Raw genomic sequence first — 25,720 nt, 5'->3', positions numbered from 1 at the left:
TCCACTTTTATTATTCAAAACCTTCATCTTGTAATTTTAGCTTTTCCTTGCCGACAGTAAGTCGCGTGATAGTTATCCGGTAGCCGAGCAGAGCCTTCATAATTTTCAGTACTACTATACTAGTTTTCAACATCAACTGTTCGATAGATGATTTTATACATTATTATTGTTCTTCTTGCTTGTACTGTTTGACTGATTCGTGAATCTTATCATGAGCAAAAATCAGGGCAATTCTCGTCATTCCACCCCTGTGGCTGCATTGCACACACTAACACGTTGCCCCCATACTCAACACCGTGATAGTTAGCGCAACCGATGCAAGCGATTGGTTTAGTTAATTGGTCGTCAAACTCAAAATCATCATCCTCTTCATCAGAAGATGAATAATCATGAGCGAGATTTTTTAGTTCACAGCTACTTGTTGCTTGTTGATAGTCAAAACTACTATGCTCAACGATTAGTTTTTTCTCACGAAGATAAGTTTGAATTACTAAATACTCACCTTTGTAAAAGGGATTATATTTGGTAGCAATTCTTTCATTCAAAAACAAGAAGTTTTGTTCTGTATCCGTATTGATTTTTTTGCTGATACCAATCTTCTTGCATTCTTGAGGCTGATTAGTTCTAGATTCTCCTAGTGTCGCTCCAAGCAACAAATCCGAACATTCGTTGCTAATGTCGTCGCTGGATTTCAGATCCAGTAAGTTGTAGGCGCTCTTCAAAACTTAAGTGGTCGTAGTCGTTATACATTGTCCACATCCTTAATTAAATCAAAGTATTCTGCCAAAATTTCCATCAAGTAGGTGAAAGCCAAACAGTTTCCGTAGTTAGTGTAGATTTGAGCAATCGCCTTGAAAACTTCCAACATATTTTCAGGTGTAACTTCCAAAAAACGGGAAGCCAAATTAAATGCCGAGTTTTCATCGTCTAACTCTACAACTGGCATGTCTTCTGCCCAGACTATCAGCTTGCGTCTGTCTAACTCGACTAAAGAATGAGTATTGATAGCATCAATAATTGAGTCAGGCAGACACCGAATGAGTAGTTTAATCATCAGATAATATCTCTACAAAATAATTGAAAACTAAACTATAAGTTACTACAGAGCGAAAGTACATAATTTCTGAAAATCATGCTGAATAATGAGCCTGACGGAAAAAAGGTTAAATTATCAAATGTCCAAACTCCTGCTATTAAAGAGTTTTTTCTCCTTGAGATGCGTTTGCTTTATAATTTACTAAGAGTAGGAACTTTAGTCCACCTTTTGATAGTCTTGAAGAAAACGATTCAACTTATTTAAAATCTGACAGTACATACTTTTGTTTTCGTAAATACCATTAACATTTTCCCAGTCATTACATATTTTAGGGTTAGCTATTGAGAAAAGTAAAATATAAACTACTGCTAATAATGGTGCAAGCAGTAAAATATTTCGTAGGTCATAAATCAAAATTCCAATTTCGCTAAGGATTGGAATATCATAACGATGTTCATATTTAACTACTGTGTGTTTATTCTTATTAAATTTATTACTTTTTTGATATTGTGAGTCTTGATTGGATTGAAGCTCAAACTCAATAACATTTTTTCTAACAATCTTAATCGCTGCAACTAAATCATCTATGGGTTTACCATCTCTGGCACGAGCAACAAGTATTGATTCTAGAACTACTAACCTTGACTTTGAAGTTAACAAGATTGGCATTTGATGGTTAGCTTCAATAATAAACTCTTGTTTTGATTGCAGAAGCTTGTTATTTTTCATATTTTCTAACCATTGTTTTTGAACTTGTGCTTCTCGTTCTGAGAGTTGGAAACTTTGAGAGAGGCTGTTAAGAAACTTAGCAATACTAGCCGCTATAGTTTCATTAGGGGTTGAAGTTGATTTTGGGGAATTGCCTTGATTGTTGTCTTGCATAGTTGTTATACCGGAAACATTAATTTTGGTTATTATTCCAGCCGTCGAACTTATATTTAAGATGAGAATTCTGGAGTAATCTTTCGATTCCCAAACGGATAAGCTCTGGTGGAACGCCATCTAATTGCAACTCGTTTTGAATAAACTCATCGATTGAATTGGCTGTGGTTTTTTCTAACAGTGCCAACATCTGTTGAGCTTGGGTTTTTGGTGTGTCAATCGATGAATTAGTTTCGGTTTGAGAAGATTGACGAGCGCTTGGTGCAGAATCAATAAACCTGTTGCTGTCCCTGTCGTAGCCAGAGAAGTTTTTTAGCTGTGGCATAGGGAACCATTCGTTGATGCCGCCGTAGTACACGGCTCGACCAACAGGCGATCGCTCGGCAATCTCCATCACTTGTGTTGAAGTAATCTTGCGATCGCTAGGAATCAGTTGGGTGGCGATCATGGCGTTGTAAGCAGGGACGTTATCAGGATGAACTAACGCCACTGAAGTTAACTGCGATCGCAGTCCGCCAGAGATACCCAAGTCGTCCGTGTGAGGATTCTGCACGACAATCCAAAAATGCCAACCGGAGCTATCACCACAAGAACAGTAAGAGATGATTTTGTCCTTGAGCCAACCAATCTCACCCTTGGCATTTTTGAACTTGGAACAAACAGCAGTGCCTTCATCTAAAATGATGAGCTTAGAACCGGAGATTTTTTGGAACTCGGTAAAACAGTCTTTGACCCACTTGACCGCTTCGACTGGCGACATTTCAACAATCTTGGCGCGTTTGAGGGTATCAACACGACCCTTAAAATATCCAGTTTCTTTCTCGTCACCCTTGGGGTCAATATAAAAGATGTGTATAAGAGGATGCAGTCGCTTGATAGCATCTATTGCATTGCTAATGGTGATGCCCTTGCCGGAACCAGGGACACCAACCCACAGCATGTTGGTAACTTTCTTAGCGATGTGACCAATTAAGTCATAGTTAGTATTAGGTTTTGAGGTATAGGTGGAGATTTCGGTATTAATTGATGGATTTGGGGCTGTTGTAAATGAGGATTCATTAGTCAACAGGGGATAAACCTCATTCTGGTAAATTTGAGGGTCTGAGGTTTCGGTTGTTTGAGAGACTGGAGTTGGTAAAGAAGCAAACCGCGTTGGGGGAATCCCCAAATTCTGTGGTTTAACTGCTTGTTGGATAGCAGTCACCTGCCGATAGTCCACTCTGGGGTCAATAGTAACTTGTGCCAAATGACCAGATAGTTGTTCACGAGTGGGGAAATGTCCTTTAAGTTGGATAAACCAGTCCAACAACCAACGGTAAGCGTAAAATCTTTTCCCAGGATCAACGGCACTCAGGTACTCACACACAACATGAGAACATTGCTTGAGCATGGCGAACTCGTATTTCTCCATTGGCTCCAAGTGCAGCATAACTTCAGCAAGTTCATTGGAGTTAGCAAAATATTCCTCTCTAGCGGCACTATCACCCATTGCCGAAAGGAAAGTGAAAAAGTCGCCACGAATAAAGGGAATGGGTGCGAATTGATGGGTATCGTTTAAATCCTGAACAATCGACCAGAGATAACCAACTCCTGCAACCACCGCCCCAATAGGAGCAAGGGGAGATGTGGCATAACAAACAGCACCAGTAAGAGCTGTAGCCAAAGTGATGAACTTAGCGAGATTCATCGCGTTGCGTTCGTCCTTGGCGCGGACTAACAACTGGTCTTGCCTTTCCTGTAACCAAGAGGCGATGTTACCAGCTTCTAAATACTCAATGCCAGGATAATCGCCACGTAACTGTGCCGTTTCTTTTGTGCCTAGCATTGGTATTTGTTCCATCTTCTTTCTCTGTTATTTAGTCAATTTCCAAATACTGAAACCAATTTCGCCAGCCATCATGGAGACGATGTTGTAAGCAAAGCAAGCTATGATTGTGCCTGGATTAGTGTAGCGGAAGGGATTGCGCCCGACGAAGGTGGTAGTCAAATCCACAACCCAGAAAAATAATGCGATCGCTCCCCCTGTATGACGCTGTTTCATCCCAGCCACTTTGTAATCACCCCACAAAGCCACTGTCAGGTCGATATTACCAGTGGGTTTGCTGCCGAGTGTGTATTGTTTTGATTCCTCAAACTCATTCTTTGCTTGATCTGGGTCTTTGCCCCGCAATGTCCGAGCTTCCATAACTTGTACGAGTGCAGAGATGCCGAAACTAATCCAGAATAATAAATTGAACGGCAACTGTACCCAACCAAACCAGCCAATCCATTCAGACTCGAACCAAGGCAGGAGGGGTTTTCCTTGAAATAAAACCTGCCAAATGCTATCAGTCGAAAGCAGTGTACCAATCCAGAAACCGATTGCCCCAACGAGCTTATATCCTGATGTGCCGGGAGTAACGAATTGAGCAACGATATGCGAAATAAAGATAACTGGCAGTGATATAAGGGCCACAATCCATCTGGCCAATAATTCTAGGTTGTCGCTCGGTGCTTTTTTGGGCTGGCTTTGTGGTGATGATTCTGGGTTTGGTTTTGAGTTAGCTCCCTTTGGAGTCAGATACTTCATAATTAACCTTGAGAACTTTGATAAAGCGGCGAATTGAAGCAGGCATTTTTAAATCGATATTTCCATAGCCATTGCCTAGCTTCAATTCGCCCAACGCACTTACCTGTTGAGTCATAAACAAAAATCGTTTCATCTTCGAGATAACCTGTAGTATCTGGTCTAGGGTTATGTCTAAACGAGTCCAAATAATCACGAAGTCGCAACTTCCGAAACGAAGGCATAACTCCCAAAGAATTAATCTTGTCAGCGGTTTGTGCCCTTTGCTCGGCTTTAATACGCTCTAGTTCTTCTGACTCTCGGATCGTAATGCCACTGTTGTAAGTCTTGAATTGGGCTGGCAGTTGCAATAACCAAGGACTAGCGATTAAGCCCATTCCGATTAATCCCAACAGTGCTTGCTTTTGGTATTTCATAACCAGGAATTAGCTTGAAACTGGTTCGTATTGCTCTAAAATTTTGCCAAAGTTACTAATGGTATCTGCAATCGGTTCATCCTCAACAACTGTTTGTTCAACCTGATTCACTTCCCCTTCCGGTTCTAATTGGGAAGTTTCAAAGCCGATAGCATTTAGTATTTCGCGTTCTAAACTCATAACCACCTCAATTATTCTGCTGAATAGTTCACTGCAAAAGTTGAGTCTGTTCCATATCTGTATTTGTTTGGGATGCTGGTGCGTGAGTAAGACGAATGTACACAGACAACCCAATGCAAACTAGTAAAAAAATGATTGAGAACCCTATTTGATTCTGTTCCAAAAACTTGCGCCATTTTAAGTTGGAGATTGGATTTGTTTTTGGAATAAACAGCGTGTCAAATTTTTCAAGTCCTGGATTGTCGTCGGTTGTGTAGACTTTTTTTCTGGTGTCGGTACTCCTAGTTCTTGCAAGAATGCTTCGGGGTCAAAACCAGGGGTGGAAGTTTCGGTTAGGTTTTGGACTTCTTGTTTGATTTCTACCCCAGTCTTTAACCCATATTCTTGGGTGATACGTTGTCTGATTTCAGGATTCTTGGCCAACTGATAAATAAAAGCTATTTCATCAAAGCCTTGCTCTGTTCTTCTTTTCAATGAACGAGCATCAAGCTCATTGGTAATTTCATCGAACAACTCTTGAGATAACTGATGAACCGCAAATGCTTGAGCTACAGCCTTCCCCGCCACAATGTCAAGGAATGCTTTAAATGTTTCTTGGCTGACTCCTTCAATTCTCAACTGTTCGCTCACAGTTTCTATGGCTTGAGTTTGTATATTCGCCAAACTACTCCCACCTCCTAACAGCTTCGATTTGTCGAGGGTGGTTTGCGCTAAATTGAACAGCCTCTCTAAGCAATCGACAACATTAATACTGAATTGTTCAGCTTCCGGATCGATACTTGAGTCAAACTTAGCCAACTCCTGTAAACCAGCAATGATTTTTTCTGTTGAGTATTTTTCACTGAGCAATTCAAACAAATCTTTGCGACTGAATTTATCTTGAGTTTCAGACATTCTGTAATTCTCCTGTGATGCCATTTCACTAAAATTCTGATACAGAGCCAAACCCAGAAACCTATGCAAAGTCTAGATTTCTTAATTTGGAATTTGGAATTTGGAATTTGGAATTGGTATGAGTGGTTGAGTGAATCTGATTTGTTCAGCTTCAAATTTTGATTCTGTGTATTCTGATTTATTCGCTTCAACAATTGACTTGACTATTTCAATCTTGGTTGTACCTTGGTCTAAATCCCCAAACACTTCACCAACCTTACCTAACACCCACACTTGATACGGACGAATTAATGGCGCTCTGAGTCTTTTTTCCTTTGCCATCTTCTGCATTTGAATTTGTGCTAGTTTATACTGAGGAATGGTTTCAGCCACCTCTGCCCAACGTAACCATGTACGATAGCAAATGTCCAAAATTCGCCGCATTTTCGCATTGGTCATGGGTAAAACCAGGGGGTTTAACCCTGAAAAGGTGGGTTTTTGACTAAAAAGTTCTTCTCTCCATGCCGGGTTCATCAATAGATGGTCAATAAGTAGTCAATAGTATAAAAAACATGGTCAATACCCGTGTCAATTCCGTGTTAATTTGACATCACATTCACCGTCACTTGATGGTGTATTGACTGTCTATTGACCTTGTTCTTTAACAATAAAAAAGCCAATTATTGAATGCAAGGACTTTTCCGGATTTTGCAAAGTTTTAGGATTTCGCGTAATTCAGCATTTTGGCGAAAGTTTTTGAAAAATTTTTTCTTTCTCATTCACTAATAAAGCGATCGCCCACTTCGGCGGTGAAGTATAGAACCATCTCGATATTGTCGCGGTGGACGGTGGATCTAATTCCGCCTTGCGATACCATGCACTAATAAATGGCTCAAGCAATCTAACTGCTGTTGACACGAATTCATATTCACCAATTCTGACAGTCAACCCAGCTAACTTAATCGCTTCTGCTGCAATCTCTTCAAGCTTGTTTTTGGGTTTATCCTCGCTTTCATCCCAAAGACAAAAATCAACAGCTTGATTCTTACTCTCTAATCCTCGTACCATGTCTTTAACCTCTTATCGGTTCAAGTCTGTAGGAGTGGACAGCGATCGCGCTTTTTATAGCCAATCGCTTTGTCAATCCTCATTACCGTTACTCAAGCATCCACCTAACAAAGCACTGCCAAGAAAGACCGAAAATGTTACCGTCATCATGCCCAAGCAGATGTTCTTTTGCGATCGCCAATGATGGTTGCTGATTATCGTTGGTTTGGAGTTGTCTGCAATAATCTCGAATCCCCAGCAGCCTAATGCAGTCACTCCCATGAACGCGGTGATGATCAAAGAGCTAATCGTGATTGGGTACAAAACATGGTTGACGAAATCCTGTGTTTGAAATCGTTTCATAGTGCGTCGTTTACGGATAATTATTGTATTGATTGAAATGCCTTGTTGTTGCTTGGTCTGATGGGCTGTAATACGTTTTTGTTGAGTCATAAGAATTTCCTCGATACGCTGTGTAATGAAAAAAATAAGACAGTTATTACTGTCTTGAATAAACCTAAATTTTTACCGAGAACTTACAGCAGTTCTCTGCCCGACTACATAATTCATCCACGCTTTGATCGCTGCGGTTTCATCAGCACCACTAGCGATCGCGCTTAATACCTGCTGCTGGTAGGAATTAGAGGCATGATTGGGATTCTCAAGTTTGTCAGCCGCCCAAGCCAAGCACATGGTTTTCACTAGTTCATTGACCTTGTTAGTAGGTAATTGACTAGGAAATTTCACGTCTTGGAAATGCAACCACTCTTTAACCAAATCAACTGGATAATCTAACAATGTACGAATCTGTTTAATTCGCGCATCTTGAGGATGAACAACAGGTTTTGTCGAGGTTGAAGAGGGTGGTTCTACAACGAGGCGATCGCGTTCATCTTCCTCCAAATCATATTTAGGACTGCCAGATAATTTTGCTTGAATCTGCTGTATTAGCCCTGCCCAGTCAGCGTTTGCATCCCAATCTCTACGAATTTTAGTTTTGGTTGTTGCATCATACAAGGTGCAAAAGACGACATTTTCCTCGCCAGGAGTAGCAACAATTGTTAGAGGTCTAGAGAAATCTTCTACAACCGATGCTGCGAGTAAAAAAGACTTAGTGAAATTAGTCTCAATACCGCTTCTGACTACATAAAGTTCATCAGCCAAGATAAAAATGTCTAACTTCAGGTTGTCTTTACCTTTGTAGTCTTTATCCGTCAATTGTAATTCACTCAGATAACCTGTTAATGCTCTTTGGGGTACAGGTGTCTGTTTGTCCAAAGCGACATCAAAGTTATACCAGCCATAAACTTGACCATTAAGCTCTAACTTTTTAACGTACAAGTAAACGGGTAGCGGTGGATTACCTAAGCCTAGTTTGATTTCAGCCATTAGCAACTAGCTCCAATTCTTCTTGAATACTGTTTTAGACAAGATGTTTGTACATTCAGTATTAAAAATAGTAGAATGACAAACTTCTAAACTTTTAGCAAAGCTCTTAATTCTTGAAAAGAAAACTATAAAAAAGTAACACATAGGGTTTATAATTTATTATTGTAACTATTTTAACTACAAAATTGTCTAAGATTTTGCAACAATTCCTAACTAAATACATCAATAAAACCTATTCATGTTTGACAATACTTGCAAATTTATTGCTGAACTGTATTCTCCTGATTTTGCTACTTGGCTATTAGGTAAATCTATTACTTTAACTAAGTTAAGTCCAACAGAATTATCCTTAGAACCAATTCGTGCCGACACTTTAATCCTGTTACAATCGGATGAAGTTATTCTACACATAGAATTTCAAACTGAACCTGATAAAAATATGCCTTTTCGTATGCTTGATTATCGCATACGTGCATATCGCCGCTTTCCCAAAAAACGAATGCAACAAGTGGTAATTTACTTGGATAAAACTACATCCGAAGAAGTTTATAAAACCACCTTTAGTATTGAAAATCTTCAGTATAAATTTTCAGTAATTCGTTTGTGGGAACAACCACCAGAAATATTTTTGAAAGCCCCAGGGTTGCTGCCATTCGCTGTATTAAGTGCAACCAAAAATAAAGCGAGTACATTACAACAAGTAGCTACAGCCATTGATAAAATTAGTGAAAGGCGGACACAAAGTAATATTGCTGCTGCTAGTGCAATTCTGGCTGGGTTAATATTAGATCAAGAAGTGATTGGGCGTTTATTCAGGAAGGACATTATGCGTGAGTCAGTTATTTATCAATCAATTAAAACTGAAGGCAAAGAAGAAGGGATTGAAGAAGGACGGAACGAAAAAGCCCGTGAAATCGCCCTTAACCTGTTAGCCGAGGGAATGGCTGTTGACGCGATCGCTCGACTGACAGGCTTATCACTAGAAGTACTACAAGAGTTGCAGCAGCAGCAAACCAACGAGTAGCTTAGAATACTTGCTCCTCAGCTACCTTCACCTCAACAAACGGCTCAATGCACTCCATCGCCCCTCCAAATAGTGCAACACATCCCCCAAATGCGTTTTCATTTCAGAGTCAACATCGTTGCGATTTGATAGTTCTAACCACTTCGGATTTTGTGCGATCGCCTGAATCTTCCCGTAGCACTCGTTGAATGTTTGTAGCATTTCGATTGCTTCCATTTATTTTTCCTCAGTCACTTGTAATAAAAACCCGCAGCCCGTGTTCGTAACCTTCACTAATTCCCGATCCAACAGTGCTTGAATTACAAGTTGAGAGAATTTGATGCTGTGCAACGGAACAGAACCGCCACAACAACGAAGCGAATCTAGTAAATTCGCAGCAGTCAAATCAGAGGCATTTTTACGAGATTTAGTCATTTGCAGTACCTCTTTTAATTGCGGTTAATTGAAGAGTGCAGCATCATTACTTGCAATTCGCAGTTAGTTCAATTGCGAATTGCGAGTTGCGAATTGCGAATTGGCATTATGCCGCTACAGGTTGCCTTACTCCGAGTGATGCGATCGCAGCATCAACGCTGTCTGCTGTCCGACTGCCCCCCAACTGATTGCGTCGGCTGTACCATTGATTCGCCCTGTTGTACCCGATGAAGCCAATACACAAGTGATTCAGGTAGAGAGTTGTGCTGAAGGAGAGCCAGTCAATTTGTCCGTGTGTCAAACCAAATTTGATGCAAGCTGCTTCCAGTTCTGCGCTGAGGCGTTCGTTGCGCTCACGTGGGGTTTCGGGGAGTGTTGCCTTGACTTCTTGAACTCGTGTAGCGAACCAGTTTCGCTCGAATGGTAGTCGTCCGCCGTCCACTAGCTGCACCCATACTGTGATTCCAGCTTCAATCCATATAGTTTTGATTTCTTCGGGGGTGCGTTCGATGATGGTTGCAATGATGCGGCGATCTCTGTCGGTTAAAGGGTCTAGGGTTGGAGCGACGGTTTGGGCTTGGGCTTCCAGGTGAGTGTAGAGTTCTGCCTGAGCTAGGGATTGTTCATCAAAAGAGTCGCTAGCAATTGCTTGCTGTGTCTGCGTTATATGCGTCATAATTAAAATCTCTGTTCTAGAGGAAAGGTGATCGCTTGAGTTTTCCAGGCTATGAGCGCTCGCCTTTTGTTATCTATATATATTGTATGGGCAAATGTATTGATTGTCAATACGATTAATCAATACACTTGTAAAGGCAGTTCAAACTTGGTTAACTTAGAGGTTGACCTAGAAATGCAGAATTATTAAAGGCTATGGCTAAAGGCAGAATTTTTATATCGATTGAAACTACTCAAGAGATAAGGGAAGCTTTAAAGCGCAAGGCTGGCTCTGAGGGCAAGACTGTTACTGAAGTCCTCTCACGAATGATCAACGAGTACCTAAACGCGTCAGCACAAGAAGAAATTCAAGGTGCAAATGTGATTGATTTGCAGCAAAAAATCCAAGAAATGCAGCAAATTCTTGATGAACATACACAACTTTTAAACAAGCATCAGCAATGCCTGGGGGAATTATCAGCCTGAGAGAAGAAAATCAAGCTCTCAGGCGTACCCACCAACAATTACTAAAACTTCTTAAAGACAAACCCGCTGACGATTCAGCGGGTTAAGTTTTTTTAGGTTCACTTCTGTATGGAAATTGTATGTATAATCAATACAAGTGACTGATTACTATCAAGGCAGTCACCTAAAACCTCCATCAATTCCATAGAGCTATTGTTGCTTTTTCCAAGGATCGCAAAACTTTATTAGCTCCATTGGTATTTAATTAAAACTATATCTAAGCTATGACCCATGACAGACTAGACCAGATTAAAACAATACCAAAGCCGATATCACAACAACTTTATTCTCAAATTGTGGTAGATATCCAACTCAGGCAGTTTGGTAGTGAAGCAGAAAACAAGCTATCTGAGTAATTAACTCCCTTACTACATAATGAAAGCGATCGCCGCCGTCCAAAGCTATGCGATCGCCTGCTCAATCCGTTTATTACAAAGTGAGCTAATCATAATGCTGACACATTTAGGGTTTAGTCCAAACTTCAGCATGGATGTTCACTTTGGTGTTAATTGCGCTCCTGATGACTTTCAGCATTTACCAAGCGTGGGCAATAATCATGCTGACACTAGACCGTGAAAAAACATCAGCACCCAGCTATAACATTCTCAACACCAGCATCAAAGAAACATTTACTGCTATCGACCGCTTTGAATGGCAGGCTGTTGATGAAGTATTACAGATGCGGGAAAAACACCTTTACTGTGAAGCTGGCTATAAAAGTTTTGAAGACTACTGCCAAGCCGAACTATCCGCCTGGGGTGGCTACCGCAGAATCAACCAACTGCTAGGAGCGAAAAAAGTTAAAGAAACAGCTGATGAATTGGGCGAACACATCAAGAATGAGCGTCAAGCCCGTCCTTTACTGCGGTTAGCCAAGGAACCAGAAAAACTAAAACAGGCTGTTGCGATCGCACTCTCTGAAAACCCCTCACCCAGCGAATCAGACTTTGCTGCTGCGGCTAACAAGGTGGTTCCTCGTCTACTACGCCAAAAAAGTCAGGAACCATTGGTTCCCAAAATTCAAGAACCAATGGTTCCCCCTTCCCCCAAAGTCACAGTTACGTCACCAACTCATCACAGGCATGGAGACTCAGGAACCATAGAAGCAGACCCCCCGAACTACTGGCAGCAGATTGTAACTTTCGATGATGGTAGCAAGGAACTGGTTAACAATAATGATTTAGATGCTCCAAGCGTTCCATTCTCCACCGAGCGAACTTACCCCAAAGAATACACCGAAGCGATTGCACAACTCAAACAACAGCACCAGCAAGAACTCGAACGGCTGGAGCAAGAATTGAGAATTGGGCTACAAGCGGAAGCTGCTGCTAAGGCAGAAGAACAAGTAACTGAACAACTGGGCGCTTTACAAAACCTGTTTCAACAACAGAAACAAGAAAACATCCAATTACAGCAACGATTGGACGAGTTGGAGGGGCTAAGGCAGCTAGAACTGGAGAACCAACGGTTACAACGACGTATTCAGGAACTAGAAAATGCTGTACAAGAACGTCCCGCCCAAGAATGGGGGAATACTCTCACCAAACAAGCAACTAAGGCACTGAACAAGCAAGTCAAGCAAGCCCTGGATAAAACAATTGACTTGCGATCACTGGCAGTTGAACCACCTAAAGAAAATGCTCAAGAATGTCTCAGGCTGATGGGTATCGCTTTAGGTAATCTGGCCAGTGCCATGAACAATACCAAAGCGTTGGAAGCTGCGGCATTAATCCTAGGAAGTGAACCGACACCAATTGCGATCGCATATCGAGCCGAACAGCTACAACTACTACCCCAAGCCGTTAGCGATATTCGGGCTGTTTTGTCCAAGCCTGGGTGTAGCTGGTGGGACTATTTAGAAGTGGCGCAAGAGTACGAGGTTATCAAAAACGACTATTGGGCAGAGTTAACACCCCAGGAAATAGAGTTAATCACTGCTCTTGAGAAAGCCGAATCCTCACAAATTACGGAACCAATGGTTCCTCAAAAAAACCCTGCCGAAGGAACTCCTTGTGATTGCGCTTTTGTTATTAGGCTTGGTTCTATCGTTGCTCATGCTGACACTTACTCTGCTTTATATGTGCAGAAGGGTGAGGTAATAGAGGATTTAGGAGATGAAGTGGTAGTGGCTTGGGAGCATTGGCAGGATAAACCTAAGAAGACTGACAGATATTTCAAGGATGACTTGCGGCTGTTGTAACTCTAGTTGGTTCAGCCCTAATTCTTAAACCCAGAAATATGAATATCCAGAAAACAACCCTGCGATCGCGCCAGGGGAAATTTCCATGCGTCAACATAAATATGAGGTAGCCTAATGACTGCAACTATCGCTCGTCCCAAACCCAAAAAGCCTGCTGCTAAAGACAAACCACAATCCCCATACAAGAGATTGCATGTCATTATTCCCATTGAAGATATGCTGTGGGCTTCACAACAAAAGCCCTCCGTTAATCAGCTATGGCAGGAATGCTGGACATCTGATCCCTACGGTTCCCGATGGATGTCCCTGTCTACAGCTTTGGGTTACAGCAGTTTCATCTGTGCAAAGAAAATTCTCTCGGAAAGTGGGCTGTTCATTTTCAAACCGGACAAGTCGATACAGGACGGACGCGAGACTGTTGGCTGGATGGTACGGAATTTGCACGGCAGCAGGATGAAGGATTTCTGGGAGAAGGCCAACGCTGAGGAACCAGATTCTACAAAACAACAATTAAGTGCTGAAAATACAGGTGTGAATGCTGCCCTTGAAGAAATGCGTTGTAAATACACAGCGTCTATCTCAGATGAAACTCAAAGAGAGCAAGGGTTTGAGAAACCCTCACGAACTGTTCAGGAACACCTCACAAACTCTTCAGTAGAGTTTGTGAGGTGTAATTCTTCCACGCAAGACAAAAATTTGTGTGAAGATGCGACGGCTGACGCGCCTTTTGGGGGCGCGTCGCCTCAAACTTTCGAAAGCGTGGAAGAGAAGGAAGAGTCACCTGCGGTAACGGACTGTACTTCGCTGACGCTTGTGGATGCTACTCCGAGTCAATCCGCTTCGTTGATGGAAGAAAAACCAGATTTGGGTGATGAGGTGAAAGCTGCTCATGAAGACATATTTTCCGCCGCGCCCGTTGCTGTAAATTTTGAAAACCTCAGTCAGTCCCAGAACCAAGCTCAACCGAGCCTATCTGCTTCGTTGATGGCTGATGACTCATCTTCTAGACAAGAACCAAAAGACCATCGTGAAGATCAAAGTTCCGCGCTGTCCGTGCCACAGCCTGATAAATGGTCGAGTGAGGCGATCGCCCTTCGATCAAAGGCACGACCCTGGAGGATAGAGAAAATAAAGACGGCGGAGGTATTAAAAGAAAATCCTGGGTTTGAGTTTTTGCTGGAGTGCTGGCAGGAAGATCCAGCTTTGCAGATCGTTATCAAGAAGCTGGTAGCAAAGTTTCCGCAGTGGGGATTGGTGGCTGTGGATGGGGTACTGGTGAAGTGGGAGGAGTAGCGATTGCCATTTTAACTACTCGCATATTTCAGAACTCGTTTCCACTTCCAACGCCATGCTATCTCTACAGTTATTTCTTTGCCGTTGATAAATTGGATTAATTCTGTACCCTCATCATAAGATACATCACTAACTAAACGGTTACGCAAATTGTAGCCCTACATGGAAGCCACAGGTGTAAGGGTTTGTCATGTATATCTCTTAACGTACAATAGAGATTTATACTTAATCAATTTCTTCCCCATAACCAAGCACTTCGCATACCTCAAAAGCAAAGTATTAAGTAAAGTATTATTAATTATGGTAGCAAATTTTACTCAATTATCCTTTTGTATTATTGTTCAGTCCATAGGTACACAATGAGTAAATTGATGGTGATCTCTGTCACATTATTGTGTGATAAAAAATACTTGTCTTTAAATGTTTTAGGCTATATCATCATCATGAAACAATCAAAAAAGCAGCAGAAGTACATCTAATTACTTCATCAAGCTTTGAATTTTGATAGCCTCAAACAAGTAAAAGCTATACTGCGCTGCAATATAGATTTTAATACAGCACAACAGCACATCAATTGCGCTTCTATTACTAGGGGAATGCATTTAGGGTGTTGATTTTGATGTAGTTTCCCTATTTTTAAATCTTCAGCTATTACATCGACATTGCCACGATGGAAAAACTGCTGTTGATAGCAGTCACAAGTCTGCTAATGACAATAAGATTGCACATTGAGTAGCCGTGTGCGGTGAATAATGTGCGCCGTGGTACGCACTGATTGAATTGCCAACACAATTGGCTGGAGTTCAGGGCAACTGATTCTAAGGTGAACAACTTACCTAGACCCGAAAGGGCGAGGGGACAAGAGCATGTTCGGAAAGCGGAAAGTAACAGAAAACGTGCATGTTACGGTTTTGCAACGCCTGAACGATATGGTTAAAGCTGAATGCTTGAACCCTAATGTCCAGTGGTGGAACTGCACATCCTTCGGTATCACGTTTGTACACCGATGTTATCGGTAGCCATAAATTCGACTTTTGTTTATGGTACGCCCTGACTGATAAACGATGAGTAATGAACTCATTTAAGGACATGAGTAGGAGCCTAAGTCGTTCTTTATATGTTCATCAGTGACGGAACATGGGATTGCCTACGGGACGCGAGTCCTATGGTAACGGAGTGACAATAGTAGTTGTGGGAGTAACGCCGCACCTTTGGAAAACGGGAGAACCATTTACAGGGCGAAGTGTCACAGGTAATTGGATGTAACAGACATCGAGAGGTACGCGAGATGCGAACAGCCGAAACGTTACTGAACATCATACGTAGAGCCAGCGTGGACAACGTGGGTTGCCAGTAGAAAATGTGTATCGACTGCTATACAACCCAAATTTGTACTTACGCGCCTACGCCAAGCTAAACAGCAACACAGGTGCAATGACAGCAGGCGCTACGCCAGAAACAGTGGATGGGATGTCCCTAGAGAAAATTAATACCATCATTGAGGCTCTGAGATATGAGCGCTAAAGATGGACACCAGTTCTCACAAGCCGTACAAATGTAGTGTATTAATAAATAATCATGAATAAAACAAAATATTTTTTTACTATTGATCGAGCTTCTCATAAGTTATTGTGTTTCAGTTTTCAACTGAAAAATTTAATATCTTATGGATTACTTGGATTAATAGTTTTCAATAATATTATTCCTCCAACTCAAGCCCAAAAGTTAAATGATACTTCCACTCAAAGCCCTAGCACTTCACCCGATCATGTGGCTCCAACACAAAGGCTTAGAACCTTTGAAGCATCTAGTTGTAGCAACAGTATTAGCTTCAGTGAATATACCTTGAATACGGCTATCAATAGCCAATACAGTGACAAAGGGATTATTTTTAGTGGAGACAACCCGTTCATTACCACAGATGGTGCTAATCCTACAAGTCATGTCCTCTCAGGGAGTCCACAATTTTTAGGTGCAATTGAAGGTACTTTTGTAGACCCAAAGGATGGAGTAACACCAGTAATTGCTGTTAATTTTCAACTGGATGCTGGTTATTTTAACAGCTTAGGTAGCACAACCCTGAAATTATATGACAGTCAAGGCAAACTTATAGAACAAAGAACTAATACGGAAGAGGGTATCTTTACATTTACTGTTGAAGGCTTACCCGTAGCTAAATGGCGCATTGAATCTGTAGGAAATGAGCCTGTTGGCTTTGCTATTGACAATGTATGTTTCACGTTGCAAACAGTAAAACAATCTCCCCGACTGTATCCAAACTATCTAAAAGATGGTGATACTCTTGAATCCTTATCAAGTAAGGATTTTCCTGAATCTGAAATACCTCAACCAACATATTCTATACCAATCCAGTCACAATTACAGGATGAAGAAAACTACGATGATCAAGAGGAAATACCTGATTTACAAACCAATCAAGACTCTGCATCTATCAGTAACAATGCCGTAGTTATAGGCCCACAAACCGTGGCTGAACAATCTTGCGCTGGGATAGGAACTCCGCTAACCCAAAGTCAACTCTCCCAAATAGCAAAGCGAATAAGGCCTGGAGCCAGTAACTACAAGATTCGAGAAGCTTTTGAAAACTTTGCTTTGAAAAGTCAAATACTCAATAAAAATAAGGGTGAGCCTTTCAAATCGCCAGAAAGATTTAATAAAACTGGGTATAGAAAGCGTGGACGGCTAGCAAGTGTAGTACCAGAAGCGGTAGAAACCGGATTTATCATAAAAACTCCCCCTAACGGTGGTCCTCCTCAAATAATTCCATATCCTAAAAGTACTTTCTGGGAGGCCAAATCTATACGTGAAGGAAAGAACATCGAACTCAAAACTGCTGAGTACCAAACCCAAGGCTACCTCGACTACTTGTCCCATTACTCGACAGCAGCTATGGCACCCGTACCCAAAGATGAACATCCTATAGGTAGTCTCGTATACATGACTACATCAGACGTAGGTGTCACCAAAGGTGTATTAGACTATGCAGGTGAAACTCCTGGTATCCCCTTTACTCCAGTTGCTGTATACCATATGATAGCTTGTCTACGAAATACCAATGGAGTTTTAACAGAGGATAATCTACAGATGGGGTATGGTATACTTCTAAACAAGAACAGATTTAATGGTTATCCTCCAAATCTTTTAGAACCTCTTCCCGCAGGTCGTCCCTCTTCTCTAAAGTTTGAACAATGATTCCAGAAAAACCTCCCATTGAAGAACGCTATGGATTGGAAGACATAGATACACTTGCTGAAGGATTGCTGATAGATGCCCCTCTTGACCAAGTAGCTGAAATTTTGGCACAGTTGGGGGGGCGCTGGGAACGTGATGTTATCGACCAAAACATTCAAAATCCTGGACTACTGGTGTTCCAATTTCGAGGACACCTATGGACTGGAGTTTTAAACGCATCTACGACTGATAAGTATACCCCTGTTTCCACTGACACATCCGATGCTTGTTTTGAGCGCTTTGTACCTAGTTCATGGAATTGCGAGTCACAGGCTCAGTCTCTTTCTCAAAGGCTACACACCCGGACAATTTACTATTGGGTTGATGATGTTGGTTTTACCATTGGCTACGTTTATTGGGAGAACGGCGAACTGATGGAGCGTCTGGAGTTTGATGAGGCAATCTGGCAAGATACTCATGATGAAGCTTTGCTGGACGCGCCAGAACGGACTGTTGAACCACATCTGTTTGAGTCAAAGTTTCGGCAACTGACAGCAGGGGAAATAGAGAATGCATATAGCTTTGTAGAAGACTTCCTGTATGAACAGCAGGCTTATGCAGCTACCAGATTGAGTCCCTTCAATTGCCAACGCGATGATTTTATACGGATTGACTATATTGCTTTCGTTTGATCAGAGTCCATTACAGTAGGCAGTAATCATATTAACTCGTCCTTGTCTCTTCCCACTTTTGAGTGCATGAAATCACTTTCCTTTTTCATTCCAACCATAGCCATAATCATCCAGGGCGAATGCACAGTATTTCTGAACCCCTTGCCGGATAGGGATATTGACGAAAAATAGGCTAAATTCAAAAACGCCGAAACCCTTCCTGTTAAAGGATTCTTATACTTTAGATGCGTTCGCCCTGCATAATCATCTCTATTATTCATCCCAGCTTCATCTATACAGACGATTGACTCTTTTTTATACTTCTGGATCTCTTCTCGAAATTCTTGTCGTTTAACTTCATCTCTTTCTTGATAGCCATAAGTTTTTTTTGTGTGTGAACCCAATTTTTTAAAGCCCTTAATATTATGCGCTCACTAATTTCTCCTGGTTATATAGTTGGGCCATCTCTGCTTGAGCTTTATCCCCATTAACTTCGACAAGTTTCCTAAATTTTTCCCACTCAGTAATTTTATGGTCATTACTTCTAGCACTACTGTCTCAGAAGAAAATAACTTAATTCAATGTGATGCCGATCGCGGCTTTATCTCTTGGCTGAGTCAAGCTGAAGGTTCAGTTGCTATCACCACCTACCAAGCTGGGAAACTAGCACTAGTAGGCTGGAATGGGCAACAGATTACCATGCTGTTACGCCAATTTTCTAAACCAATGGGTTTAGCAGTTCATGGTTCGCGCTTGGCACTGGCTAGCCATCACGAAGTCTATTTATTAGCTAATGCCCCAACATTAGCTTATGAGTATTTAGAAGACCAGCCCGGACGCTACGATGCTCTTTACCTGCCACGGATGACATACTTCACAGGCGACTTGAACATTCACGACCTGGAATTTGGTCGAGAAGGGCTGTGGATAGTCAACACTCGTTTTTCCTGTCTTTCTGCCTTGAGTCCAGACTTTAGCTTTGTACCGCGCTGGCATCCGAAGTTTATTTCCCAAGTCGTACCAGAAGACCGCTGCCACCTGAATGGTTTAGCAATGGTGGATGGCAAACCCAAGTATGTCACTGCCTTGGGTGCGACAGATACTGTGGGAGGATGGCGACCGGGTAAAGCCAACGGTGGAGTCGTAGTAGAAGTGGAGAGCAATGAAATTGTTTTAGATAGATTATCAATGCCCCATTCTCCAATTTGGCATGACGGGTTTTTGTGGTTACTCAATTCTGGTGCTGGGGAAGTCTGGCGCATTCATCCCGAATCTGGAGACAAACAGGTAGTTTGTGTACTACCTGGATTTTTGCGGGGGTTGTGTTGCGTCGGGTATTACGCCTTAGTCGGACTATGCCAGATTCGGGAACGGCATATTTTTGGAGGGTTGCCCGTTACTCAAAGGTTTGAGCAGTTGCTCTGTGGGGTGGCAGTCGTGGATTTGCGAAATGGGCAGCAGGTGGGGATGTTGAAGTTCACCACAGGCACTCAAGAACTTTATGATGTGCAGTTTCTTGCTGGCGTACAGCGTCCGATGGTTTTGAATTCGGAAAGAAAAGAAATCCGCCAAGCATTTACTGCACCAAAGTTGAACTATTGGCTAAGACCGAGTGCGGTGATTCCTAATGACTAATAGCAATTCGCAATTCGCAATTCCAATTAAGAAAGTCAAATATGGCAAGGCTTTTAGAGTTTGAATGTGTTGCCTTATTTTAGAGAATTGGTATAAGGAGTTTGTTTGCCTTCAGCGCAAAAGAGGAAATTTCAGTATATGAAACAAAATGGCCTAATCTTGTGGTTAACAGGACTTAGTGGAGCAGGCAAAACTACAATTGCACAGCGATTAGAGAACACACTCCGCAAACAAAGATACTTAGTTGAATTGTTGGATGGAGATATTATTCGCCAAAATCTATCTCAAGGATTGGGTTTCACTAAAGAAGACCGCGATATTAATGTCAGACGCGTTGGTTATGTTGCAAACCTACTCAGCCGCAATGGAGTGATAGTCATCGTATCTCTCATCAGCCCCTACCGTGCTGTTAGAGATGAGTTACGTTATTCTAGTGACAACTTTGTTGAGATATATGTCAATGCACCTATAGAAGTTTGTGAAGCTAGGGATATCAAGGGTTTATACGCAAAAGCCCGTAACGGTCAAATCAAGTTTTTTACAGGAATTGATGACCCTTATGAGGAACCCAGAAATCCTCAGATTACATGTTATTCTGCCAAAGAAACTATTGATGAGAGCGTTGTGAAAATTTTGATTTGGTTAGAAAAAGCAAATCAATTACCACAATTAGTGCTTTCTGGTCAAGGCTGTTTCTAAAGAAATTTAGAGAGTACCACTGAGGCGATCGCATCATTGGAGGTTGGGATCTCCAGGGTCAAGTCGCTTTGCTCCAATTTAAAATTCAAAATTCGCGCATTAAAGACAATCAGTTCAAGATTGTAGACCACTGATTGCAATGCACGAATTGATTTGGCATACCTTATTTGACATCCAAGGGGCGATCGCTTGTGTCAAGTGATAAAAACTTTAACCGCTATACTTTTACACCATCGCTAAAGTCCGGCGTATTAGTCCTGTACGTTTGCGTTTAGCCAATCACACTCTGGCATCGGCTAGTATCCCACAGAGCAGTTCGGGTTGTTCTTGCAATAGAGCGATTGCCTCCAGTGGGGCGGAGCATCGTCCGTTTCCCGTTTAGTGCTGTGAGATTAAAATCATTAGTTTCGAGTTGCCAAAAATAATCATCGTGCAACAACGAAAACACAAAACTTCTAAAATCCAAACAAATTTTGCACAGGAATTACAAATGCCAAATCTCAATATTGTTTTTATCGATTCAGCAGTTATCGACTACGAGAGTTTGATTGCTGGTATCCAACCAGGCACTAGTGTAGTAATCCTTGACTCCACCAGAGATGGAGTAGCACAAATCACTGAAGCTTTGCGGGGTGGCCAATATCAATCAGTTCAAATTATCTCCCACGGCAGCGAAGGTAGTTTACAAATAGGAGCTACTCAACTCAATGCCAACAATTTGAACTCCTACACGCATCAGTTACAACAATGGAAAAATTATTTAACAGATAATGCCGACATTCTGCTTTACGCTTGCAACGTAGCAGCTTTGGATCAAGCTCTTGTGCAGCGTTTGAGCCAAATTACGGGTGCAGATGTGGCAGCTTCTAATGACATCACAGGTAATGCGGAGTTGGGGGGTGACTGGGATTTAGAAGTAAAGGTTGGCTCAATTGAGTCAGATTTAGCCTTAACACCAGAGGTAACGAAGACTTACCGCTCAATTTTACCCGATTTATTTACACCTGCTACTAACGTTGTCGCAGGAGATAGTTTCAATTTCGGCAATCTCCGTTCCGTGGTAGTGGGTGACTTCAACAAAGACGGCTACTCTGACTTTGCCCTGACTAATTATGACTTAAACAAAGTTTCAGTAAAGTTGAACAATGGCAGTGGTAGTTTTCAGGATGCCACCGATTTTAGTGTGGGAAGCGCTCCCTTTTTCGTGACAGTGGGAGACTTCAACAATGACAGCATATTTGATTTAGTGGTGGCTAACTATGACTCCAACAATGTTTCAGTACTGTTGGGCAATGGCAGTGGTGGTTTTGGAACTGCTACCAACATTAATGTAGGAAGCCCTCCCATGTATATAACAGTGGGTGACTTTGACAAAGATAGCAAATTTGATTTAGTGCTAGTGAATCCAGACACTAGCAACGTTTCAATACTGTTGGGCAATGGCAGTGGTGGTTTTGGAACTGCTACCAACATTAATGTAGGAAACGCTCCTAATTCTGCGGTAGTGGCAGACTTCAACAATGACGGCAAATCTGATTTAGCAGTAGTAAATACAGAATCCAGAAACATTTCAATACTGTTGGGTAATGGCAGCGGTGGTTTTGGAACTGTCACTAACTTTAACGTGGGAAGCTCTCCTATTTCTGTGACAGTGGGAGACTTCAACAGAGACGAGAAATTAGACTTGGCAGTAGCTAACTTTGAATCCAACAACGTTTCAATACTGTTGGGTAATGGCAGTGGTGGTTTTGGAGATGCCACTAACTTTAACGCGGGAACAAATCCCACCTCCATTGCAGTAGGAGACTTCGATAAAGATGACAACCTTGACTTAGCGGTAGCTAACTATGAATCCAAAAACGTTTCAATTTTACTCAACTCAGGGACACTAACGGGTGTTGCTGGAGGAACAACCAATAAAACTATTGCTAATTACGTTAGCCCTGTTAATACTGTTTACACCAATAGCAATCAAGTTAACTCCTCAGTAGCGATGGATGCAGATGGAGACTTTGTAATTTCCTGGCAAAGCTATGGTCAAGACGGCTCTGGCTATGGCATATATTTTCAACACTACAACAGTGCTGGGGTAGCTATTGGAGGAGAATTTCGGGTCAACAATTACACCAACAGCGATCAAGTTAACCCCTCAGTAGCGATGGATGCAGATGGAGACTTTGTAATTTCCTGGCAAAGCTATGGTCAAGACGGCTCTGGCTATGGTATATATGCTCAACGCTACAACAGCAGTGGGTTGCGTGATGGGGTGGGATTTCAGGTCAATACTTACACCAACAGCGATCAAGTTAATCCCTCAGTAGCGATGGATGCAGATGGAGACTTTATAATTTGCTGGGAAAACTATGATTACGACGGCTCTAGCTATGGCATATATGCTCAACGCTACGACGTTTATGGGCAAACTATTGGGGTGGAATTTCAGGTCAATACTGATACCAACGGCTATCAAGTTAACCCTTCAGTAGCGATGGATGCAGATGGAGACTTTGTAATTTCCTGGCAAAGCTATAGTCAAGACGGCTCTGGCTATGGTATATATGCTCAACGCTACAACAGTGATGGGATAGCTATTGGGGGAGAATTTCAGGTCAATACTGACACTAACAGCTATCAAGCTAACCCTTCAGTAGCGATGGATGCAGATGGAGACTTTATAATTTCCTGGGAAAACTATGGTCAAGACAGCTCTAGCTATGGCATATATGCTCAACGCTACAACAGTGCTGGGGTAGCTATTGGGGAAGAATTTAAAGTCAATACTGACACCAACGGCTATCAAGCTAACCCTAAAGTAGCAATGGATGCAGATGGAGACTTTGTAATTTCCTGGAATAGCTATAGAGACGGCTCTGGCTATGGCATATATGCTCAACGCTACAACAGTACTGGGGTAGCTATTGGGGGAGAATTTAAAGTCAATACTGACACCAACAGCAATCAAGCTAACCCCTCAGTAGCGATGGATGCAGATGGAGATTTTGTAATTTCCTGGCACAACTATGATTACGACGGTTCTGATTATGGCATATATGCTCGACGCTACAACAGTAGAGCATTTAACTATGACCCAGTTGTTGCCAACCCCATTGCTGACCAAACAACTCCCATAGGCACCGCCTTCAATTTTGCCCTACCAGCAAACACCTTCACCGATGTGGATGGTGGAAATCTCACCTACACAGCCACGCTGGAAAATGGTGACTCACTTCCTAGTTGGTTGACCTTCAATGGCACTACCTTCAGTGGTACTCCCACAACTAATAACGTTGGTAGCCTGAATATCAAAGTTACCGCCAGCGATGGAACGGCAATTGTTAGTGATGTTTTTACACTGACAGTGATTAACGTCATTAATGGTACTTCAGGTATAGACAGCCTGACTGGTACGGAGAACATGGATATCATCTTAGGATTACAGGGCAATGACACGCTCAAAGGACTTGGTAATAATGACACCCTTGATGGTGGTGATGGAAATGATTTCTTGGATGGTGGTGTCGGAACTGACAGTCTTATTGGTGGCAAAGGCAATGATATTTACACTGTAGACAATCTCAGCGATACGATTACTGAAGGCTTAAATTCAGGCACAGATTTAGTCAATTCTTCAGTAAGTTGGGTGTTGGGAGCCAATCTAGAAAACTTGACCTTAACTGGAAGCTCGGCAATCCATGGCACTGGTAACAACCTGAATAATATACTCACGGGAAATACTGGTGCTAACATCTTGAATGGAGTTGATGGCAATGATAGCCTCATTGGTGGTTCCGGCAATGATACCTTATTAGGTGATGCGGGCAATGATACCTTAGATGGAGGTACGGGAACTGACAGTCTTAATGGTGGAGTTGGTAATGACATTTACACTGTAGACAGTGTTAGCGATACGATTACTGAAGGCTTAGATGCAGGCACAGATTTAGTCAATTCTTCAGTGAATTGGGTGTTAGCAGATAACTTAGAAGACCTGACCTTAACTGGCAGCTCGGCAATCAATGGTACAGGCAACATCCTCGATAACATTCTAACGGGAAATACTGGTGCTAACACCTTAAATGGCGTTGATGGCGATGATAGTCTAGTTGGTGGTTCCGGCAATGATACCTTGTTCGGTGGTGTAGGCGATGACACTTTGAATGGAGGTACGGGAACTGACAGTCTTGATGGTGGAGTCGGCAATGACATTTACACTGTAGATAACCTCAACGATGCGATTGTCGAAGGCTTAGATGCAGGCACAGATTTAGTTAATTCTTCAGTAAGTTGGGTGTTAGCAGATAACTTAGAAAACCTGACCTTAACTGGCAGCTCGGCAATCAATGGTACAGGCAACATCCTCGATAACATTCTAACGGGAAATACTGGTGCTAACACCTTAAATGGAGTTGATGGCGATGATAGTCTGGTTGGTGGTTCCGGCAATGATACCTTGTTCGGTGGTACGGATGACGATTTGCTCAGTGGTGGAATCGGTCGAGATGCGCTGACTGGTGGAAGTGGTCGAGATCGCTTCAACCTGGCTGATAGCCGAACTGGAGGCTATGATACTGTTACTGATTTCACTGTTGGGGAAGATACTATTTTCGTTTCCAAAGCAGAATTTGGATTGAGCCAATCTCAAGATACGGTACTTGAAGAAAGCTTGTTCCGTCTTGGGACTAGTGCGACAACCGCAAGCGATCGCTTCATCTACAATCAAACCACGGGTAACTTATTCTTTGATAAAGATGGAGTCGGTGGTACAGCACAAGTTCAAATCGCTCAGTTCTCGAATCAAGCAATGTTGACGAATACTAATTTTACTGTAATCGTCTAACTTTTCCTATACTACAATTACTGCAATTACTGGGAGAGCCGAGGGAGGGTGGCCGCCGAGATACGTGCAAAATGGGACACGTTGTAAAGTTTTGTTAACAAATCAACAAAAAGCCTCGATTTACAAGGATTCCAGGCGCTTAAGCAAGTACTAAACTTTCGACCTCATCCAATGAAGGTGGCACAGT

At 42.1% G+C, this 25,720-nt stretch carries 31 protein-coding genes and 1 pseudogene; 14 read left to right on the top strand and 18 right to left on the bottom strand.

All coding sequences use genetic code 11. The features are described from left to right. Positions 1-209 precede the first annotated feature (209 nt). The 12 genes from RMY31_RS12365 to RMY31_RS12310 form a co-directional block, all read right to left on the bottom strand. Complete coding sequence (locus tag RMY31_RS12365) at positions 210-722, bottom strand: hypothetical protein (RefSeq protein WP_409877881.1); 513 nt, start codon at positions 720-722, stop codon at positions 210-212. Positions 723-742: 20 nt separating this feature from the next. Next, positions 743-1,054, bottom strand: a complete 312-nt coding sequence (locus RMY31_RS12360) for a hypothetical protein (RefSeq protein ID WP_409877880.1) — start codon at positions 1,052-1,054, stop codon at positions 743-745. Between the two features lie 198 nt (positions 1,055-1,252). Then, positions 1,253-1,918 carry a hypothetical protein gene (locus tag RMY31_RS12355; RefSeq protein WP_409877879.1) on the bottom strand — a complete coding sequence of 222 codons (666 nt, stop codon included), beginning with the start codon at positions 1,916-1,918 and terminating at the stop codon, positions 1,253-1,255. A gap of 19 nt (positions 1,919-1,937) precedes the next feature. After that, entirely contained in the window at positions 1,938-3,758 is a 1,821-nt protein-coding gene (locus RMY31_RS12350; RefSeq protein WP_409877878.1) for a hypothetical protein, read from the bottom strand. 12 nt (positions 3,759-3,770) lie between these two features. Next, the gene (locus tag RMY31_RS12345) at positions 3,771-4,487 is read right to left on the bottom strand and encodes a hypothetical protein (RefSeq protein WP_409877877.1); all 717 of its coding nucleotides are present in this window, start codon (positions 4,485-4,487) and stop codon (positions 3,771-3,773) included. Between the two features lie 2 nt (positions 4,488-4,489). Next, on the bottom strand, positions 4,490-4,900 hold the full coding sequence (locus RMY31_RS12340) for a hypothetical protein (RefSeq protein WP_409877876.1): 411 nt from the start codon (positions 4,898-4,900) through the stop codon (positions 4,490-4,492). Positions 4,901-4,909: 9 nt separating this feature from the next. Then, on the bottom strand, positions 4,910-5,080 hold the full coding sequence (locus RMY31_RS12335; protein WP_409877875.1) for a hypothetical protein: 171 nt from the start codon (positions 5,078-5,080) through the stop codon (positions 4,910-4,912). 177 nt (positions 5,081-5,257) lie between these two features. After that, positions 5,258-5,974 (bottom strand): hypothetical protein, encoded by a 717-nt coding sequence (locus RMY31_RS12330; RefSeq protein WP_409877874.1) that lies wholly within the window; start codon positions 5,972-5,974, stop codon positions 5,258-5,260. A gap of 81 nt (positions 5,975-6,055) precedes the next feature. After that, positions 6,056-6,412: a hypothetical protein gene (locus RMY31_RS12325; RefSeq protein WP_409877873.1), complete on the bottom strand. Its 357-nt coding sequence runs from the start codon at positions 6,410-6,412 to the stop codon at positions 6,056-6,058. Between the two features lie 276 nt (positions 6,413-6,688). Further along, the gene (locus tag RMY31_RS12320; RefSeq protein ID WP_409877872.1) at positions 6,689-7,021 is read right to left on the bottom strand and encodes a hypothetical protein; all 333 of its coding nucleotides are present in this window, start codon (positions 7,019-7,021) and stop codon (positions 6,689-6,691) included. Positions 7,022-7,093: 72 nt separating this feature from the next. Next, complete coding sequence (locus RMY31_RS12315; RefSeq protein WP_409877871.1) at positions 7,094-7,453, bottom strand: hypothetical protein; 360 nt, start codon at positions 7,451-7,453, stop codon at positions 7,094-7,096. Between the two features lie 72 nt (positions 7,454-7,525). Further along, positions 7,526-8,389 carry a hypothetical protein gene (locus tag RMY31_RS12310; protein ID WP_409877870.1) on the bottom strand — a complete coding sequence of 288 codons (864 nt, stop codon included), beginning with the start codon at positions 8,387-8,389 and terminating at the stop codon, positions 7,526-7,528. A 238-nt stretch (positions 8,390-8,627) separates the two neighbouring features. Between RMY31_RS12310 and RMY31_RS12305 the strand changes: the two genes are divergently transcribed. Continuing rightward, positions 8,628-9,413: an Rpn family recombination-promoting nuclease/putative transposase gene (locus RMY31_RS12305; RefSeq protein WP_409877869.1), complete on the top strand. Its 786-nt coding sequence runs from the start codon at positions 8,628-8,630 to the stop codon at positions 9,411-9,413. 27 nt (positions 9,414-9,440) lie between these two features. On the opposite strand, the gene RMY31_RS12300 is transcribed toward RMY31_RS12305, so the two are convergent. The 3 genes from RMY31_RS12300 to RMY31_RS12290 all read right to left on the bottom strand — a co-directional run bounded on the left by RMY31_RS12300 (position 9,441) and on the right by RMY31_RS12290 (position 10,503). Next, on the bottom strand, positions 9,441-9,629 hold the full coding sequence (locus RMY31_RS12300; protein WP_409877868.1) for a hypothetical protein: 189 nt from the start codon (positions 9,627-9,629) through the stop codon (positions 9,441-9,443). Then, the gene (locus RMY31_RS12295; RefSeq protein WP_409877867.1) at positions 9,630-9,827 is read right to left on the bottom strand and encodes a hypothetical protein; all 198 of its coding nucleotides are present in this window, start codon (positions 9,825-9,827) and stop codon (positions 9,630-9,632) included. It abuts the gene before it with no gap. Positions 9,828-9,933: 106 nt separating this feature from the next. Beyond that, on the bottom strand, positions 9,934-10,503 hold the full coding sequence (locus RMY31_RS12290) for a hypothetical protein (RefSeq protein ID WP_409877866.1): 570 nt from the start codon (positions 10,501-10,503) through the stop codon (positions 9,934-9,936). A 194-nt stretch (positions 10,504-10,697) separates the two neighbouring features. Here RMY31_RS12290 and RMY31_RS12285 point away from each other — a divergent pair, with 194 nt between their 5' ends. The 4 genes from RMY31_RS12285 (at position 10,698) to RMY31_RS12270 (ending at position 13,206) form a co-directional block, all read left to right on the top strand. Then, entirely contained in the window at positions 10,698-10,967 is a 270-nt protein-coding gene (locus RMY31_RS12285; RefSeq protein ID WP_409877865.1) for a hypothetical protein, read from the top strand. 263 nt (positions 10,968-11,230) lie between these two features. Next, complete coding sequence (locus RMY31_RS12280; protein ID WP_409877864.1) at positions 11,231-11,362, top strand: hypothetical protein; 132 nt, start codon at positions 11,231-11,233, stop codon at positions 11,360-11,362. Positions 11,363-11,381: 19 nt separating this feature from the next. After that, positions 11,382-11,582, top strand: coding sequence for a hypothetical protein (locus tag RMY31_RS12275; RefSeq protein ID WP_409877863.1), 201 nt, complete (start codon positions 11,382-11,384; stop codon positions 11,580-11,582). Further along, entirely contained in the window at positions 11,563-13,206 is a 1,644-nt protein-coding gene (locus RMY31_RS12270; protein WP_409877862.1) for a hypothetical protein, read from the top strand. Before RMY31_RS12275 ends, RMY31_RS12270 begins: the two co-directional genes overlap by 20 nt. A gap of 17 nt (positions 13,207-13,223) precedes the next feature. Here the strand turns inward: RMY31_RS12270 and RMY31_RS12265 are convergent, their stop codons facing one another. Next, positions 13,224-13,406: a hypothetical protein gene (locus RMY31_RS12265; protein WP_409877861.1), complete on the bottom strand. Its 183-nt coding sequence runs from the start codon at positions 13,404-13,406 to the stop codon at positions 13,224-13,226. A 96-nt stretch (positions 13,407-13,502) separates the two neighbouring features. On the opposite strand from RMY31_RS12265, the gene RMY31_RS12260 reads away from it, so the two are divergent. Next, on the top strand, positions 13,503-13,691 hold the full coding sequence (locus tag RMY31_RS12260; RefSeq protein WP_409877860.1) for a hypothetical protein: 189 nt from the start codon (positions 13,503-13,505) through the stop codon (positions 13,689-13,691). Then, positions 13,645-14,499, top strand: coding sequence for a hypothetical protein (locus RMY31_RS12255; protein ID WP_409877859.1), 855 nt, complete (start codon positions 13,645-13,647; stop codon positions 14,497-14,499). The genes RMY31_RS12260 and RMY31_RS12255 overlap by 47 nt, the downstream gene beginning before the upstream one ends. An 11-nt stretch (positions 14,500-14,510) precedes the next feature. Here RMY31_RS12255 and RMY31_RS12250 read toward each other — a convergent pair whose 3' ends face one another. Continuing rightward, a complete protein-coding gene (locus RMY31_RS12250) occupies positions 14,511-14,648 on the bottom strand; it encodes a hypothetical protein (protein ID WP_409877858.1) in 138 nt (45 codons plus the stop codon). A 988-nt stretch (positions 14,649-15,636) separates the two neighbouring features. Here RMY31_RS12250 and RMY31_RS12245 point away from each other — a divergent pair. The 4 genes from RMY31_RS12245 (at position 15,637) to RMY31_RS12230 (ending at position 18,383) form a co-directional block, all read left to right on the top strand. Beyond that, on the top strand, positions 15,637-15,765 hold the full coding sequence (locus RMY31_RS12245; RefSeq protein ID WP_409877857.1) for a hypothetical protein: 129 nt from the start codon (positions 15,637-15,639) through the stop codon (positions 15,763-15,765). Between the two features lie 81 nt (positions 15,766-15,846). Further along, a complete protein-coding gene (locus RMY31_RS12240) occupies positions 15,847-16,023 on the top strand; it encodes a hypothetical protein (RefSeq protein WP_409877856.1) in 177 nt (58 codons plus the stop codon). 54 nt (positions 16,024-16,077) lie between these two features. After that, positions 16,078-17,712 carry a hypothetical protein gene (locus RMY31_RS12235; protein WP_409877855.1) on the top strand — a complete coding sequence of 545 codons (1,635 nt, stop codon included), beginning with the start codon at positions 16,078-16,080 and terminating at the stop codon, positions 17,710-17,712. Then, entirely contained in the window at positions 17,709-18,383 is a 675-nt protein-coding gene (locus RMY31_RS12230; protein ID WP_409877854.1) for a hypothetical protein, read from the top strand. The genes RMY31_RS12235 and RMY31_RS12230 overlap by 4 nt, the downstream gene beginning before the upstream one ends. Before the next feature lie 9 nt (positions 18,384-18,392). On the opposite strand, the pseudogene RMY31_RS12225 reads toward RMY31_RS12230, so the two are convergent. Next, a pseudogene (locus RMY31_RS12225) lies at positions 18,393-18,494 on the bottom strand (IS630 family transposase); the annotation flags it as partial. A gap of 399 nt (positions 18,495-18,893) precedes the next feature. Here RMY31_RS12225 and RMY31_RS12220 point away from each other — a divergent pair. From RMY31_RS12220 to RMY31_RS12210, 3 genes are all read left to right on the top strand, one after another. Further along, on the top strand, positions 18,894-19,997 hold the full coding sequence (locus RMY31_RS12220; protein ID WP_409877853.1) for a TIGR03032 family protein: 1,104 nt from the start codon (positions 18,894-18,896) through the stop codon (positions 19,995-19,997). Between the two features lie 105 nt (positions 19,998-20,102). Continuing rightward, positions 20,103-20,696 carry an adenylyl-sulfate kinase gene (gene cysC / locus RMY31_RS12215; RefSeq protein ID WP_409877852.1) on the top strand — a complete coding sequence of 198 codons (594 nt, stop codon included), beginning with the start codon at positions 20,103-20,105 and terminating at the stop codon, positions 20,694-20,696. Between the two features lie 430 nt (positions 20,697-21,126). Continuing rightward, on the top strand, positions 21,127-25,533 hold the full coding sequence (locus tag RMY31_RS12210; RefSeq protein ID WP_409877851.1) for a DUF4347 domain-containing protein: 4,407 nt from the start codon (positions 21,127-21,129) through the stop codon (positions 25,531-25,533). The last annotated feature ends 187 nt before the right edge of the window (positions 25,534-25,720 follow it).

It is taken from the genome of Dendronalium sp. ChiSLP03b, from assembly GCF_034531165.2.
GTDB classification, from domain to species: domain Bacteria; phylum Cyanobacteriota; class Cyanobacteriia; order Cyanobacteriales; family Nostocaceae; genus Dendronalium; species Dendronalium minutum.
This window is presented reverse-complemented; position numbering and strand designations above follow the sequence as displayed.